This is a genomic window from Nitrospira sp. M1, from assembly GCF_965152605.1.
In genome coordinates this window covers 3,764,419-3,779,512 of record NZ_OZ224217.1, presented here as the reverse complement: position 1 = coordinate 3,779,512, position 15,094 = coordinate 3,764,419, and the positions used below count along the sequence as shown (strand labels likewise).

Below are 15,094 nucleotides of genomic sequence, written 5' to 3'. Positions count from 1 at the left end.
TGAGAGTACATGTGTGAATTCTCCCAGTCAGACTGTCAGGAAGCAGCGGTTAGATCATGTTTTAGTCTCTCGTGGCTTAGCCGCGAGTCGTGAGCAAGCACATCGGTATATCTTAGCCGGACTCGTACGAGTTGATGGCGTGTTAACTGATAAACGGGCGAAGCTCATTGATGAATCCATGAACATCGCTCTTGATCTTCCGGCAACAACATACGTCAGTCGAGCTGGCGATAAGCTTGTGGCGGCGATTGATGCCTTTGACGTTCAGTGTGCTGGGGTGGTCGCGATGGATGTTGGGTCTTCGACCGGAGGGTTTACGGATTGTCTTCTGCAGCATGGGGCTAAGCGAGTCTATGCGATTGACGTGGGGTATGGACAGTTAGATTGGAAGCTTCGGAATGATCCAAGAGTGGTCATTCATGAACGATGTAATATTCGGTATTTGGCCGTTGAGGACATTCCTGATCGTATTGAGCTCGCCGTGATCGATGTGTCCTTTATTTCATTACGGATTGTGCTGCCGAGTGTCATGAAATTTCTCGGAAAGGCTGCCTCCGTCGTAATGCTGTTGAAACCTCAGTTTGAGGTTGGCAAAGGACAGGTCGATCGAGGGGGCATTGTTCGTGATGAAAGAAAACGACTCGCCGTCAAAGATGGGCTGCTTGCATTCACGGAAACATTAGGATTTTCACAGATCGGTGTCATGGACTCTCCTGTCTTAGGTCGAAAGGGAAATCGGGAAATCCTCATTGCGCTTCAGTCCAAAACGTAAAGGCTTGAAGAGGAAAAACTCATTGAGTTCTTATGACTATGAAGTGAGGCAGTGGTCGTTGCTTCTATGCACTGCTGAGAATTGGTGATGGTCGTATCGCGCTGTGTCAGTGAGGTCGGTATCGGAGAACGTTTTTGAGTTGTGTTGTGCTTGAACATGGTATGAATTGTCTGGAGGGATCGTATGTCTATGAATGTGTTGGTAACTGGCGGAGCGGGATTTATTGGGTCGCATGTTGTCGATCGCTTAGTCCAAGAAGGCTTTCAAGTCTCTGTTGTTGATAATCTTTCTTCGGGTAAGCGAAAAAATGTGAATAAGAAAGCCAAGCTCTATAAAATGGATATTCAAAGCCGGAGCATTGATCGAGTGCTTCGCACCCAACGCCCGACCACGATCATCCACTTAGCCGCACAGATGAATGTCCGACTCTCGACAGAAGACCCGACGTTTGATGCCTCAGTGAATATCATTGGAACCATTAATCTCTTGGAGCATGCCACGCAGCACGGTGTGCGAAAAGTCACGTTCGCCTCTTCCGGGGGGGCGGTGTACGGAGAACAAGAAGTGTTTCCGGCCTCAGAGTCTCATCGGACTGACCCACTCTCTCCTTATGGGATTAGCAAGCTGGCTGGAGAAAAGTATTTGGCCTATTATGCGCATGAACAGGGTATTCGATATGTGGCGCTTCGATTCGGCAATGTCTACGGTCCCAGGCAGGAGCCTGAAGGAGAAGCCGGAGTCATCGCCATTTTTACTAAGAAAATGTTAAAGGGTGATCAGCCGATTATCAATGGCACAGGGAAACAGACACGAGATTTTGTGTACGTCGATGATGTCGTAGAATCGATTATGGCCACGTTATCTCCTGAAATCCAAGGAATTTATAATGTTGGAACTGGTCAGGAGACGACGGTCAACGAATGTTATACGCACCTTAAGAAATTTACCAAGTCAGATTGTAAAGATCTCTACGGCCCTGCGAAAAAAGGAGAGCAACTACGGAGTGTCTTAGATGTGACCAAGTTGCGAGAAGAATTTGGCTGGGATGCGCATGTGACTCTTCCAGAGGGGCTAGCGCAAACGGTTGAATATTTTAAATCATGAGATGGGATGGAAGGTGCGTCGCTCGTATCTCGTTGTTCGTAGATGCTGAATGACTACTCTTATAGACGAAATACGAACGACGCTTCACAAAATCAATTCTGACGCACTAGTACCGAGGGACCGATTGATCAATTTCGACGGACCAGGCATCAATGCCGCCCACGAGGTTTTTGACGTTGGAAAATCCTTGCTGTAGCAAAAACCCCATAGCATCGGCGCTGCGCATGCCTTTATGGCATAGGGCGATGATTTCGCGATTGGGGTCTAGTTGGTCGAGAGACGTTGGAAGCGTTCCGAGTGGAATTAACACGGACCCTTCGATTTTTGCCATGGAGTATTCGTGAGGCTCACGAACATCCAAAATAAACAGGTCGTCCCCTTTATCAAGTCGATCTTTAAGTTCCCGAACGGTCATGGTATAGCTCATCTGGCAGCACCTCCTTTAGAATAGGAGATCATAATATCCCTACTCTTTCTATACTGTCAACGAAAAGGGTAGGCTTGTGATGCTCTCATACTCGCACTCCGAGCACGCATAACAACATTTTACAACGTGGTGGTACACATGCCGAACCCTCCTCTTATCTCTATTGAACATATCGCCGACGTTGTTGGCCAAGACGTGACCATTCGCGGATGGTTACGGCAGCGGCGTTCGAGTGGGAAAATCCATTTTCTTGTGATCAGAGATGGAACCGGCGAAATACAAGGCGTGGTCAATAAGGCGACGGTGGATCAGGAGCATTTTGAACGATCGGCACTGTTGACTCAGGAGTCATCGGTGGTGATTACGGGAACGCCACGAGCCGAGCCTCGAGCCTCGAGCGGTTATGAGTTGGATGTCGCGACGATCACGATCGTGCAGTTGGCTGAACCGTTTCCCATACAGCCCAAAGAGCATAGCGTAGGTTTTCTAATGGAACACCGGCATTTATGGCTGCGGTCCAGACGACAACATGCCGTGCTGCGGATCCGACATGAAATTATCCGTGCCTGTCGAGACTTCTTCGATGATCGAGACTTTACGTTGATCGATACGCCTATCTTTACTCCGAATGCATGTGAAGGGACAACGACTCTCTTTCAAACACAATACTTTGATCAAACAGCGTATCTTGCACAAAGTGGGCAACTCTACAGTGAAGCTTCGGCGGCCGCCTTTGGTAATGTCTATTGTTTCGGCCCCACCTTTCGTGCAGAGAAATCTAAAACTCGGCGGCATTTAATGGAGTTTTGGATGGTGGAGCCAGAAATGGCTTTTGCGGAACTCGCCGATGCCATGGACCTAGCTGAAGGCCTATTGAAGATGGTGATCGAGCGTGTGCTGGATCGCCGTCAAAGCGAATTGAAAGTCCTGGAGCGGGATGTGTCAAAGCTTGAGGCGGTTGTGCCGCCGTTACCTCGCGTCACATACGAAGAGGCAATCACGGTATTAAAAGAAAAAGGGGTCGCCATTGAGTTCGGTGATGACTTTGGGGGAGACGATGAAACGGTCTTAGCCTCATCCTTCGACAAGCCGGTGATTGTGCATCGATATCCTGCGTCGATCAAAGCTTTTTATATGGAGTCTGATCCTGAAGCCCCGAACCTTGCCCTCTGTATGGATGTCCTAGCGCCGGAAGGATATGGCGAAATCATCGGTGGCGGACAACGCATTCACGATCACGATACATTGCTTGCACGCATCAAAGAACATCAGCTTCCTGAAGAAGCGTTCCGGTGGTATCTGGATCTTCGTAAATATGGCTCTGTCCCGCATGCCGGTTTTGGTATGGGTATCGAACGTGTGGTGGCATGGGTGTGCGGCCTAGAGCATGTCCGCGAAACCATTCCCTTCCCTCGCATGCTCTATACGCTGTATCCGTAGCATTTTAATTGCAGCATAAGGGCGTGGCCTAAGACGTTTGGAAGGAACATAAGCAACGATAAGGAGTCAACTACCGAAGCATTTTCTTTCCAGACATTACATTGTTTTTGACGTTTGACGATAAACAGAAATTACTGTAATATGATCTAAGTGAAATGATTAAGAGTTTTCAATGTAAAGAGACCCAGAAGTTATTCTCTCGAAAGTTTGTGAAGAAATTTTCAGGAATTGAACGACAGGTAGTAAAACGACTAGACCGTCTAGATGATGCACCGGATTTACGAACACTGTCCAATTTAAAGGGTAATCACTTTGAGGCGCTCAAAGGAGATAGAAAAGGCCAATACAGCATTCGCATCAATGATCAGTGGAGAGTGTGTTTTAGATGGGATGCTGGAGCAACTGATGTGGAAATTATCGATTATCATTAGGAGGGGAAATCATGGTTGATTGGAGGGACCCAATACATCCCGGAGAGCATTTGGCTGATGAATTGGAGGAAATTGGGATGAATGGACACGAGTTAGCCAAACGGCTTGATCTCCCTTTCAATCGGATTTACCAGATTCTTAGAGGGCAACGTAGCATTACGGCGTCTACGGCTCTCAGGCTTGGGACATTTTTTGATGTTCACCCAGAGTTCTGGATGAATCTGCAAAAACGATACGACTTACAAGTTGCACAAAAAATAGAACATCACAATCTCAAGAAAATTAAGCCTTTAAAGAGATCCAAACGGAAGTCACGAACGCAAGTGGAGCTAAATGTTTAGATAATTCAGCGTGCTGTTGCTGGTTTTGGTCTGAGCATTGAAGGCGAACGCAACCCAAGTCTGAGTTTTCTGCGCTCACACTTGAAGCATATATTCAGGCAGACTGTTTTTTCACTCCTATCCCATGGATACGATGCGTATTCGACCATACGAATACAAGGATATCGTTTCGTTGGGTGACGTCTATCGATCGGCAATCTTGGCTATTGGAAAAGCATGTTATTCCGTCGAGCAAATTGCGGCTTGGGCGAGCTACCCTGATGATCAAGTCGAGTTTAAGCGATGGGTTCAGGCAGCATCGACCTTTGTGGCGATCACGGAAGAGTCAGGTCCAATAGGGTTTGGCGGACTTGAAAAAACGGGCCGGATAGCATCGCTGTTTGTTCGACCGGAGTACATGCGACAAGGCGTCGCGTCGGCACTCTTGAAACGACTGCTGACTGAGGCAAGATCGAATGGAATACATGAATTGACGACCCAAGCATCGGAATTCTCTAAACCGTTATTTGAACAATTTGGATTTGCCGTGATGAATATCGAACGCACCTCATTCAAGAACGTGGCCTTTACTCGCTACGTCATGCGAAAGCTTCGATAATGTTTGTACCAGAGAATGCCGCCCAGTGAGCGGCAGTGTCCATTTGTGACGTACAAGGTACGAGAATGCGTATTGATAGAACACGCGACTACATTGTTAAAAGGGATGGTGATGACCGTGGTAAAACATATGTTGCTGCTTATTGTGTTCATGAGTGGGTCGTTCCACGCATCGGCTGCGGAGTTTCTTTATCTGGCTTCGGGTAATACGATTTCGGTAAAAGTCATTGATCAAACTACGGGTACCTTGCGCGAACATCAAACCTTGAAGCTCAAGGGCACGGGGCCTATCGCCTTTTCTCCTAACCAATCCTTCCTCTACATTGTGGAGCAACAGCCACGTTCAAAGAAGCAGCAGTTCATCGCGACGTATACAATAGGGAATGATGGGAAGCTGACATTGCAACAAGAATCACCAATCAACATGCCAACTGAATATTTGCATGCAGATGCAACTGGTCAGTATCTTGCTGGGAGTCATTACGGCAAAGGGAAGATGTCCATTTGGAAATTGACGGATGGCGTCTATGAAGGGGAGACCGTTCAAGAATTTTCGTTAGAACAACAGGCTCATTCCACTGTGTTTGCAAAAGATAATCAATATATTCTTGTCCCGGCGACCGGTCCAAATAAAGTGTTTCAGATAAGATTTTATGAAAAGACGGGACGCGTGACTGCTAATCAGCCGGCGTTTGCCACTGGACCAAAAACCGGTGCACGTCAGCCTCGCCACCTTGTCTTTAACCGTCAACTGGACATTGCCTATACCACGCAAGAACGAATGAATCCCGGTGTCGCCACGTGGAAATGGAATCCGAAAAAAGGTACACTGACACTCATTGAAAATATCGTGACGACCCAAGAGCATGTAAAAAGTATTACCACGGCTGATCTACACATTACCCCAGACAATACATTCCTCTATATTTCTAATCGAGACGATAAGAAGAAGCGTGATAGCATCATTGGTTTTCGGATTGATCCAGAAAATGGACGATTGAGTCTCATCAAGCATTTCCCAAGCGAACATATCCCGCGTTCATTTTGTATTGCCAAATCCGGGAAATATCTCTATGTAGCGGGAAAAGGCGATGCCAAGCTCGGTGTTTATGAGATTCACTCCGATACTGGTGAGCTAGAGAAAATCACGCAATACCAAACTGGGGCCAGCCCAATCTGGGTGACCACCCTGGTCAAGTAGAGCGTTCGAACGCGAATGCTTGAGCCTATGGTGTCCACCCTTCCAACACGGCCTTTGCCGATCCAACAATAACTTTCGCTTGCATCATCAGCGGAATCCGGTCACGATCATTGGTCAGCCAGAAATGAAAACTTCCCTGATTGGCAAAGATGCCGCGAAAGGGCATGATGGCTTCGAACCGAATAGCCTCCACCTCTCCCCACGGACCGGATATCCGTTCGATCTCTTCAGTTCGTATTTCTATCTTATAGTTTTTTTTGTCGTGATGGACGTCTACACGTATCGAATGTCCGGGAGCTAGATGTGGAACGTTTCGCACATAATAAAGGAAAGACAGCGGTCCATGTGTTGTAGTAGGGATGGACATCGTACTCAATTGTCCATTTTTGATGATCGAGACTTCTTGTCTTTCATGATGGAATGTCACGTCGAAGTCTTCGTGGTCGCTCCCTTCCCGACGCTGAAACAGAAAGTGCCGTGGCAGTAACGTCTCCGCATCAATCGTCGAATCGACGAGATTATTCACGGGGAAAAAGAACGAAATAAAGTCATTAGACTGTGCGGTGCACAGCAGCCGAAGGTGTGTCTGTTCATTGGAATTCCTATCATGCGTGGCCTGAAGAGTCCCAGTGCCGGCAGGTAGACCTAATAAGGAAATAGAATACCGATACAGCTCATTCGCCTGAAGCGGCCATGACTTTTCAGTTTCCTGTGCTGATAGGTTGCTCGCTGAAACGGGATAGAGAAAGGCCAAGCCCAGCATTACGATAGACTGAATGATGTTTAATCCCATACATCAATCGTACTCCATGAATAGTGGAATGTCAGTCTAGTAGCTTCCCCATAACGCTCTATAGTGTGCCGGTCTCGATTAGGAGAAACTTGCGGATGATTGAATTTCCTTACTCTTCTGGATTGGCAATTTTCTCTAAATCTTCAGCGAGTCGAACAGGGATTTGCATCGACAAAGGTCGATATGTTGTTGAAGTGACATGCTGACAAGCCGAACAATACCTGCATGCGGGCGCTCTAGAACAATGGCAAGTTCACCAAAATCCTTATCAAGGGTAATGAGAATTCGAGACTCTTCAAACGCTCTGTCCTAGATCTCACTATCGCCAGGGTCCTGAAGCCATTCTCCCGTCCAAATTACGTCCTGTCCTGCCGCTCTTAGTGCCTCGCACACCCCACGGCTGATACACGTATTTAACAGAAGCTTCACGGAGTAGGTTGAATTGGAAGTGGCTCAAACCGTTCATGACCAACAAGGCGGCGAGCATAGATCAAGCATGCCTGGATATCTTCCAGCGTAAAACTTCTAGCCTTTGCTCTTCCTATTTTCATCCCCTTTAATGCTCCTGTTCCTTTTCAACCGTTGACAAAATATTCCGTCTATGCAGGAAAGGTAGACTGCGTTACATTCATATAAAAAGGAAATTATCCAGGGGAAACAATCTCCCACAGGCTTCAAGGCCGTTGTCTTTCCGACGTTTGAGGGTTCATCTTTAGTGTGCGATTCGTATTTTACGATGAGCTAAGACGATGCCGAATAAGAACCCTTCGACCTCAGCTCAGCCGCAGGATGTTTGTAGAACAAGTTAGGTAGACCCTAAGAAAGGTGATATGAGCAAGAGCAAGAAGCAACTCAGCAATCCTTTTTCGACTGGTGGAGGTGGACCGCTATTTGAAGCGCATGTCCAGGCATCTTTTGTCGCTTTATTGCTTGCCGGTGGATTTGCGCCTTGTTTGCCGTGCTGGCCCATCAGCAAGATAAAACTACAGGGGAAGTTTGCTGGATATGATACCGATGATTTAATTGTTTTTGTTAAAAATGCAAGCAGTGACCAGGAACGAAAAATTCTTGGTCAAATCAAGCATTCCCTCAGTGTTACTGAGAATAACAAAATATTCGGCGAGGTCATTCAGGCTGCATGGAACGACTTCAATAATGCTAGCCTATTTTCCAGAGGCAAAGATGTCATTGCCCTTATCACTGGTCCATTAAGCGTGAAGGATGTCAACGATGTGCGTACCATTCTTGAATGGGCAAGGCACTCGGAAAACGCCGAAGAATTTATTCAAAAAAAAGTTAAGCGGGCTAAATTCAGCAGTCAAAGTAAGCAGATCAAATTACAGGCTTTCAGAACCAATCTGGAAAAGGCCAATAACGAAAATCCCATTTCGGACCAAATCCTTTTTGAATTCCTGAAACATTTTCACCTTCTTGGTTACGACTTGGACATCAGGACCGGAGTGACTTTGTCGTTACTTCATTCTCTGATTGGTCAATATTCTCAGGAGGGTACTCAGTCATTGTGGGCTCGTCTCGTCGACGAGGTTCAGGTAGTTAACAAGAATGCGGGCACCATTTCATCAGAGAACCTTCCTGAGGATTTACAGCTCATCTTTCAACGGCCCAGATATGCAGTCATCCCTCCCGAGTTTTCCCCAAGCCAGTTAGTGTTGGCTAAGACAGAATGGAATCAGCACACACATGCTTCTGCTCTGGTAATTGCAAATCTTCTTGGAGCATGGAATGAGAAGATTGGGGGTGATGTTGAGATCGTACGTCAACTTACCACAGAGGAATTTGATGTTTGGATTCAAAAAATCAGGGGAGTTCTGCAAGAAGCTGAAAACCCGCTGTCACTAAAAAATGGAAGTTGGCGTGTGACTGAACGGAGGGCTTTATGGCAGGCATTAGCTACAAGGCTTTTTGATGAGAATTTGGATAGCTTTAAGCAGTGTGTCGTATCCGTTCTGACAGAACGCGATCCCCAGTTCGATTTGCCTCCCCAAGAACGATATGCCGCTAGCATTCATGGAAAAGTGTTGAAGTATTCGCCTGACATTCGAAAAGGCATGGCTGAAAGCCTGGCACTTCTTGGTAATCGGTCCAACCTGTTGCCCAACTGTTCGGAGAATAAGCCAGAGGTCATTACGGTCTTGGCTATTCGTAAAATATTTGAGTCTGCAGACTGGGTTCTGTGGGGAAGTTTGGACAATCTGCTTCCGGTCTTGGCAGAAGCATCGCCAGATGAGTTTTTGAAGGTGCTTGAAAGTGCGTTACAACAGGCTCCTTGTCCGTTTACCGAGCTTTTCTCGCAAGAGGGCAACGCCATCACCGGCAAGAATTACCTTGCCGGATTAATCTGGGCGTTGGAAACGCTTGCCTGGGACAAGAATTTTTTTGTTCGAGCATGTGTGATTTTAGGCGGGCTGGCCTCTCACGACCCTGGAGGAAATTGGGCCAACCGGCCGGCCAATTCCCTCATGACGATTTTGCTCCCTTGGCGTCCTCAAACCACAGCGTCTATCGATAAGCGGAAAGCTGCGCTAAAGACTCTGGAAAAAGAAGTTCCAACAGTTACATGGAAATTGTTACTTAGTTTACTGCCAAGCCAGCGACAGATGTCTATGGATACTCATAAGCCCTTGTGGCGCAATGCAATTCCCAATGATTGGGAAGAGAGAGTGACTGCAGAAGACTACCAGGAACAGGTTTCTTTTTACGCTGAACGGGCGGTATCGATGGCAAGCCAAGATATCGAGAAACTTAACGAGCTTGTTCGTCACCTCGATAAATTGCCAGAAGCTTCTTTCGACCAAATACTCAAGCACCTCGTTTCGGAAATAGTTCTCAGCAAACCAGAGGACGAACGCCTAGGGATTTGGGAGAGTTTGACGAAGTTTACTTCGAGGCACAGACGCTATGCAGAGAAAAACTGGGCATTGAGCAGCGATCTCATTTCTAGAATTGAGAGTGTTGCTGAAAAACTTTCTCCCCAAAATCCCCTCAACCTTCACCGAAGTCTATTTAGTGGTCACGACATCAGTCTCTATGCAGATCGTGGAAACTGGCAGGAACAGCAACAGAAGCTCGTAGAACGTCGCCAACAGGCAATAAGCGACATACTCACATATGGAGGAGCCAGTGCCCTCATTCAGTTTGTCGAAGCTGTTGAGTCTCCTTCACATGTTGGTTATTCGCTCGGGGGTATTGCCGAAGTAGACTTTGATGGAATCATACTTCCAGTACTATTGGACCCTGGGAACAAGAAACTTGCACAACTTGCAGGCAGCTATGTTTGGAGTCGGCAATATAAACATGGTTGGGTGTGGGTTGACGGATTGGATAAGTCAGGCTGGACGACCACGCAAATCGGTCAGTTTTTAAGCAATCTCCCATTTACAGAGGAGGCTTGGAGCAGAGCTACCAAATGGCTTGGGAAGTCTGAAGGAAAATACTGGAGCAGGGCTAATGCAAACCCATATCATACAGCTGGTGACATTGGAGTTGCTATAGACAAACTGATTGAGTACAAGAGGCCTCATGCTGCCATTGGGTGTTTGAATGAAATGCTCCATATGAAGCAGCCACTTGACAAGTCACGAAGCGTGAAAGCACTTCTTGCTGCGATAACTTCCCCAGAACCTTCACACTCGATAGATGTCTATCACATCGTTGAGATTATAGAAGCTCTTCAAGAAGATCCCGATGCCGATCCTGATGATCTTTTCAAAGTGGAGTGGGCTTATTTGTCTTTGCTGGACCGAAATCAAGGCGCTGCGCCAAAATTATTGGAAAATCGACTCGCTTCTGAACCCGCATTTTTCTGCGAAGTGATACGTCTCATTTATCGTTCAAAGAAAGAAGACAAATCTAAGAAAGAGCCAAGTGAACGTGATAGCTCAATCGCTACGAGCGCGTGGCAACTTCTACATCAATGGCGAATGCCTCCAGGTGTGCAGCCTGATGGAACCTTTTTAAGCGAGCGATTTTTACAATGGCTTGATGATGTCAAGAAAGAGTGTGCTGAATCTGGGCATCTTGATGTGGCTCTTACACATCTAGGACATGTTCTTTTTTATTGTTCACCTGATGCGCAAGGGTTGTGGATAGAGCAAACCGTTGCTGATGCACTCAATGGTCAAGACGGCGAGGAGATACGAAACGGCTTCAGATTAGAAGTTTTCAATTCACGCGGGGTTCGCTGGGTAGACCCAACAGGAAAACCAGAACGAGCGCTTGCCGAACAGTACAGCCAAAAGGCCGAGCAAGTTGAAAATTCTGGTTTCCAGCGTTTTGCGGCTATGCTTAGGGAAGTGGCTGAACATTACGACCGTGATGCTGATCGAATAGTTGCCGAGCACAGTTCAGCAGATATCGAAAATGAGTGATAAATCCTGTCCGAAAAATTACAGGTGCTATCGAAAACTGTGCATTTATCTGTAATTTTACAGATTGAAATTTTTATTACCACAGAAATAGGACGAAAGTATTGTACGGATATAAACTAAGAGTCTGGCGCGACTCTGAGATTAATTACTACTTGAATGCAGAAGTTACCATGTCTGTGATGTCTTGGAAAATTGTCCCCGACATTGGAGGGCAGTTCTCTGAGTAGCCAGAATTTGAGTAAGTCGCCATGGTTTCATTGTTCCGAGCATCAATGAGTTCGGCGTAAATGTAGCTAAATTTATACCCACCACCGAAGCACCTAGTCCAAGAAGTATTTGCTGCAAAACTATCGATGTTGAGAATAACGCGTGCAGTTGCTTTGTTGTACGTCTCCATCTTGGTGGCACTTACTTTTTCGGTGGTCTCGGAAACAGAGGCGAAACGTTTAATGCTAAACCCTTCGTTTTTCAATCGTTGCATAATTGGATTTACCCATGGGTAACGTTTGCCAACCATTGCAATTACTCTCTGACCTTCAATCTGTTCAGTTATGTAGCTAGCTTGATCCTTGGTTGAAACGCATCCTGTTAAAACGAATCCTGCAACTAAAATTAAAAAGATGAAACGTGATGTCACGGTACATACCTGCTTTCAAAAATGTTCGCATTGGTTGAGTTGCGTATAGAAAAAAGGCTTAACCCTGTATTCATATATAATAAGTCGGATTTCCCTCTAGAAATCCTAATGCTTTTTGTTTAGATAGCTTTTGAAGATATTGTTAACAAAAAGACATTTGCAGCAAAATGTGAAGGAAATTCAAAATGTTGATGCCGTCGTGGAGTCCTCGATTAAACCATAGCGTGTTTGGGTGCGATTCTTTTCACCTTAATCCTGTTAGCAGTTTTTTCAGCTTGAGCCAGATCATATTCCATCTGCAATCCAAGCCACATCTCGGGGCTACTGCCGAAGGCTTTAGAAAGCCGTATGGACATTTCCGGCGAAATGCCTGCTTTGCCGTTGACGAGTTTATCGAGGGTTTGGCGGGTGACGCCAAGGCGCTCTGCCGCTTCGGTGATGGTCAACCCTAGCGGCTCAATGCATTCCTGTCTAACAATTCTTCCTGGATGCGGGGGAGTCTTCATACGCATATTGACCTCCTAATGGTAGCCGATTAAATCCACGTCATGTGCGTGCCCTTCTTTATAACGGAAAGTCACGCGCCAGTTTGCCCGGACGGTCACTGCATAATGCCCTTTCAAGGTTCCTTTTAAAGGGTGCAGCCTAAATCCTGGTAAATCCATATCTTCAGACTTGCGAGCACGATTTAACACGAAGAGAATATTTTCCACTTTTTCTAGGTGATCAGGACGAATGCTTTTTGCCTCACCTTTTTCAAATAACTTTTTCAGCCCTTTATGTCTGAAGCTCTGTATCATCCTTCGTTAGGATACACTGCAAACAGCAACCTTGCAAGTGTCACAAATAATGAGCGAACGGAACTTTAAGTGGTGCGCGATAGGCAAGCGTACGTTGTTGAGAATTATTCTCCTTGGATGTAATCGCAAAGTCGTGGGTCTTTCATATTCCTAAATGGAGGCGTTGGTCTTACCTTGCATACCCAACGTGTCAACGTGTGTGCTGGATGGAATATCTTCATGCAAGCAGGCTGATGAGTCTTGGGTCTAAATTTTCACCAAAAGAAGGTTCACTTGTCTATGGAGATAGCAAGCATCTGTTCCCGTGCTGAGGAAGATTTAAGCATTGCGCGAAGATTCTGAGGTGAGAGGTTAGGGAAATTTTGAAGAATCTTGTTTTTAAGCCATATTGCTAGCGAGGTGCTCTGAAATGTCGTCTGCCATGATCCGAGTCTATTTGCTGTAAAGTGCTTTGGCCAGACGTCTGCTGGATCGATTGTCGAGCGCTATGCGTCGCTGGAATCCCTTCCCAAACGAAACTGCTTCCAACTGTGAAACACGAATGCAAGTCCAAAGAGGATCATGACTATGATGCTGCGAAGATAATGGTGTAGAAAATTGGATAAGGTTTTCATGATCGGTCGTCTCCTTCTGTGTGTTTCGTAGGTTTGTTATTTCTGCGTGAATATCAGTAATGTATAAACTCTTTATCGGCGGATTAATGGAAAATCGTAATTGTGTCATGTTTGGATACCAATTACGTGCTGCCGCTTTTGCTAGATCCATATTCATGCTCATGTGGGCCATTTCGTGCTGTCATGGATTTGGCCTGTGTACGATGACTTCCCTATTGTCTGGAGCAAGTCGCGCTGTGCAAACTTTTTCAAATGTCGTGTAGGTATTGGTGGTGTGGGATACGCCGCACCCGCCATGTGAGGAGCCTGGACGACATATGCTGCGAGTCACTGGTTGCTCTTCCCAAACAATGCATTGACCAACAGTGCAACCGGATAACATTCCAATGACAATCATGATCGACGCGAGGTGAAGATATTTCTGGAAATATTGATGTGGAGTGTTCATGATCAACCTCCTTCTGATGTGCCACATACATGAATGGCTGTCTCTATCCGTTGCTGTGAAATCTTTCTCTCCTGATGTTCCCCTGAATTCGTGGCTGTGTTAGCAATAATATGTGTATCTGTAATTATGTCGCCTGCTTCCGAACTTCTCTTTTTCTTTCTTCTCTAGCCGATGGAAGAAAGAAGATTCGAATGTAGGCGATTGATCGCTACACTACTGTCGTGCAGTTCATATGCCATAAAGAGATTGCTGAATGGCTGTGCGGCTTTTCTTGTTGCAACTCGTTGTTTTTCTAAAAAGGAAAAGGTTTGGCGCAATGCAAAAGAAGGGGGCATGGTGAGGATTGAGCCGGCATTCTCACGTCTAGAAGCGGATACGCTCTGTATCTCTTGAGATAAGAGTTGAAGTCGAAGGTGGGTAGGGGGCGGCGAGTTTTTACGTTGATTTACTCACTGCAGATTGGAAGTTAAAGCTTTTTCATGGAGCGTAGTTCTACGACTTGTGCCTGACGATTGCTCTGTAAGCTTTTCAGTTTCTTACTTCCTCATGTTTTTTCATGACCTGCTGCTGTCGCTTGTCGTGTCGGTCTGGTTGTCACAATTCTGAGGATCGCAAGCTCCAAGCACTCTTGCAATATTACCCTCTGAATGATCATCTTGCCCTATTCCGTATTCCCGAAAAAATCTAGGGCAGGGTCTCGTGTGTCATCTGTTCATGGACTGGTTCCTTAAGCCCACATGGGAGCCTAGCGCCGTTTCACATGACTTCCAACAGTTTGGAGATATGATTTTGCGTAATGCGTTGGAGTCATTTAGTGGAAACTACTTTGACTCGCTGTAGATGTAAGAGCATGCCGCTCTTCTTGTTTGTCCATCCGTCTTCAATAATGAACAGTCTGCCCGCCATCGATTCGATAAAAACTTTCTGTAATTTCCTTCGGTTTTAAGGTTATAGCATTAGGTGTTTATATTTATACTATTGCTTTAGCGCTAACGCATTAGCTGAGGCTGTTGAGGTCTCTTTGTTGGGCTGATGCTTCCTCGTGGTCTAGAGCTTGCGGCTTGACAACTCGAACCTACACCGTATAATGCGTTGTGTGTG

15 protein-coding genes and 1 pseudogene are annotated in these 15,094 nt (G+C 46.2%); 8 read left to right on the top strand and 8 right to left on the bottom strand.

Annotation, left to right across the window (positions count from 1 at the left end; genetic code table 11):
• Positions 1–13 precede the first annotated feature (13 nt).
• Both ACWHX8_RS17040 and ACWHX8_RS17035 read left to right on the top strand, forming a co-directional pair.
• Complete coding sequence (locus tag ACWHX8_RS17040) at positions 14–772, top strand: TlyA family RNA methyltransferase (RefSeq protein ID WP_447969331.1); 759 nt, start codon at positions 14–16, stop codon at positions 770–772.
• Positions 773–955: 183 nt separating this feature from the next.
• Positions 956–1,876 (top strand): NAD-dependent epimerase/dehydratase family protein, encoded by a 921-nt coding sequence (locus ACWHX8_RS17035; RefSeq protein WP_447969330.1) that lies wholly within the window; start codon positions 956–958, stop codon positions 1,874–1,876.
• 106 nt (positions 1,877–1,982) lie between these two features.
• On the opposite strand, the gene ACWHX8_RS17030 is transcribed toward ACWHX8_RS17035, so the two are convergent.
• Complete coding sequence (locus ACWHX8_RS17030) at positions 1,983–2,303, bottom strand: rhodanese-like domain-containing protein (RefSeq protein WP_447969329.1); 321 nt, start codon at positions 2,301–2,303, stop codon at positions 1,983–1,985.
• A 138-nt stretch (positions 2,304–2,441) separates the two neighbouring features.
• Between ACWHX8_RS17030 and asnS the strand changes: the two genes are divergently transcribed.
• The 5 genes from asnS (at position 2,442) to ACWHX8_RS17005 (ending at position 6,313) form a co-directional block, all read left to right on the top strand.
• Positions 2,442–3,743, top strand: a complete 1,302-nt coding sequence (asnS, locus tag ACWHX8_RS17025) for an asparagine--tRNA ligase (protein ID WP_447969328.1) — start codon at positions 2,442–2,444, stop codon at positions 3,741–3,743.
• Positions 3,744–3,898: 155 nt separating this feature from the next.
• Positions 3,899–4,174, top strand: a complete 276-nt coding sequence (locus tag ACWHX8_RS17020; protein WP_447969327.1) for a type II toxin-antitoxin system RelE/ParE family toxin — start codon at positions 3,899–3,901, stop codon at positions 4,172–4,174.
• An 11-nt stretch (positions 4,175–4,185) separates the two neighbouring features.
• Positions 4,186–4,515 carry a HigA family addiction module antitoxin gene (locus tag ACWHX8_RS17015; protein WP_447969326.1) on the top strand — a complete coding sequence of 110 codons (330 nt, stop codon included), beginning with the start codon at positions 4,186–4,188 and terminating at the stop codon, positions 4,513–4,515.
• A gap of 133 nt (positions 4,516–4,648) precedes the next feature.
• A complete protein-coding gene (locus ACWHX8_RS17010) occupies positions 4,649–5,113 on the top strand; it encodes a GNAT family N-acetyltransferase (RefSeq protein WP_447969325.1) in 465 nt (154 codons plus the stop codon).
• A gap of 111 nt (positions 5,114–5,224) precedes the next feature.
• On the top strand, positions 5,225–6,313 hold the full coding sequence (locus tag ACWHX8_RS17005) for a lactonase family protein (RefSeq protein ID WP_447969324.1): 1,089 nt from the start codon (positions 5,225–5,227) through the stop codon (positions 6,311–6,313).
• Positions 6,314–6,338: 25 nt separating this feature from the next.
• Here ACWHX8_RS17005 and ACWHX8_RS17000 read toward each other — a convergent pair whose 3' ends face one another.
• The 3 genes and pseudogenes from ACWHX8_RS17000 to ACWHX8_RS16990 form a co-directional block, all read right to left on the bottom strand.
• Positions 6,339–7,106, bottom strand: coding sequence for a DUF3108 domain-containing protein (locus ACWHX8_RS17000; protein ID WP_447969323.1), 768 nt, complete (start codon positions 7,104–7,106; stop codon positions 6,339–6,341).
• 135 nt (positions 7,107–7,241) lie between these two features.
• Positions 7,242–7,400, bottom strand: a pseudogene (locus ACWHX8_RS16995) (DUF5615 family PIN-like protein); the annotation flags it as partial.
• Positions 7,401–7,531: 131 nt separating this feature from the next.
• A complete protein-coding gene (locus ACWHX8_RS16990) occupies positions 7,532–7,657 on the bottom strand; it encodes a hypothetical protein (RefSeq protein ID WP_447969322.1) in 126 nt (41 codons plus the stop codon).
• A gap of 279 nt (positions 7,658–7,936) precedes the next feature.
• Here ACWHX8_RS16990 and ACWHX8_RS16985 point away from each other — a divergent pair, with 279 nt between their 5' ends.
• Positions 7,937–11,494, top strand: coding sequence for a hypothetical protein (locus ACWHX8_RS16985; RefSeq protein WP_447969321.1), 3,558 nt, complete (start codon positions 7,937–7,939; stop codon positions 11,492–11,494).
• Positions 11,495–11,642: 148 nt separating this feature from the next.
• Here ACWHX8_RS16985 and ACWHX8_RS16980 read toward each other — a convergent pair whose 3' ends face one another.
• From ACWHX8_RS16980 to ACWHX8_RS16965, 4 genes are all read right to left on the bottom strand, one after another.
• Positions 11,643–12,131, bottom strand: coding sequence for a hypothetical protein (locus ACWHX8_RS16980; RefSeq protein WP_447969320.1), 489 nt, complete (start codon positions 12,129–12,131; stop codon positions 11,643–11,645).
• 212 nt (positions 12,132–12,343) lie between these two features.
• A complete protein-coding gene (locus tag ACWHX8_RS16975; RefSeq protein WP_447969319.1) occupies positions 12,344–12,643 on the bottom strand; it encodes a HigA family addiction module antitoxin in 300 nt (99 codons plus the stop codon).
• A gap of 9 nt (positions 12,644–12,652) precedes the next feature.
• The gene (locus tag ACWHX8_RS16970) at positions 12,653–12,931 is read right to left on the bottom strand and encodes a type II toxin-antitoxin system RelE/ParE family toxin (protein WP_447969318.1); all 279 of its coding nucleotides are present in this window, start codon (positions 12,929–12,931) and stop codon (positions 12,653–12,655) included.
• A 795-nt stretch (positions 12,932–13,726) separates the two neighbouring features.
• On the bottom strand, positions 13,727–13,993 hold the full coding sequence (locus ACWHX8_RS16965) for a hypothetical protein (protein ID WP_447969317.1): 267 nt from the start codon (positions 13,991–13,993) through the stop codon (positions 13,727–13,729).
• Positions 13,994–15,094: the final 1,101 nt, after the last annotated feature.

Bases quoted from the DNA above. Each gene is read 5' to 3' on its own strand.
- ACWHX8_RS17035 (WP_447969330.1), top strand. From the start codon at position 956: ATGTCTATGAATGTGTTGGTAACTGGCGGAGCGGGATTTATTGGGTCG.
- ACWHX8_RS17030 (WP_447969329.1), bottom strand. From the start codon at position 2,303: ATGAGCTATACCATGACCGTTCGGGAACTTAAAGATCGACTTGATAAA.
- asnS (WP_447969328.1), top strand. From the start codon at position 2,442: ATGCCGAACCCTCCTCTTATCTCTATTGAACATATCGCCGACGTTGTT.
- ACWHX8_RS17020 (WP_447969327.1), top strand. From the start codon at position 3,899: ATGATTAAGAGTTTTCAATGTAAAGAGACCCAGAAGTTATTCTCTCGA.
- ACWHX8_RS17015 (WP_447969326.1), top strand. From the start codon at position 4,186: ATGGTTGATTGGAGGGACCCAATACATCCCGGAGAGCATTTGGCTGAT.
- ACWHX8_RS17010 (WP_447969325.1), top strand. From the start codon at position 4,649: ATGCGTATTCGACCATACGAATACAAGGATATCGTTTCGTTGGGTGAC.
- ACWHX8_RS17005 (WP_447969324.1), top strand. From the start codon at position 5,225: ATGACCGTGGTAAAACATATGTTGCTGCTTATTGTGTTCATGAGTGGG.
- ACWHX8_RS17000 (WP_447969323.1), bottom strand. From the start codon at position 7,106: ATGGGATTAAACATCATTCAGTCTATCGTAATGCTGGGCTTGGCCTTT.
- ACWHX8_RS16990 (WP_447969322.1), bottom strand. From the start codon at position 7,657: ATGAAAATAGGAAGAGCAAAGGCTAGAAGTTTTACGCTGGAAGATATC.
- ACWHX8_RS16985 (WP_447969321.1), top strand. From the start codon at position 7,937: ATGAGCAAGAGCAAGAAGCAACTCAGCAATCCTTTTTCGACTGGTGGA.
- ACWHX8_RS16975 (WP_447969319.1), bottom strand. From the start codon at position 12,643: ATGCGTATGAAGACTCCCCCGCATCCAGGAAGAATTGTTAGACAGGAA.
- ACWHX8_RS16970 (WP_447969318.1), bottom strand. From the start codon at position 12,931: ATGATACAGAGCTTCAGACATAAAGGGCTGAAAAAGTTATTTGAAAAA.
- ACWHX8_RS16965 (WP_447969317.1), bottom strand. From the start codon at position 13,993: ATGAACACTCCACATCAATATTTCCAGAAATATCTTCACCTCGCGTCG.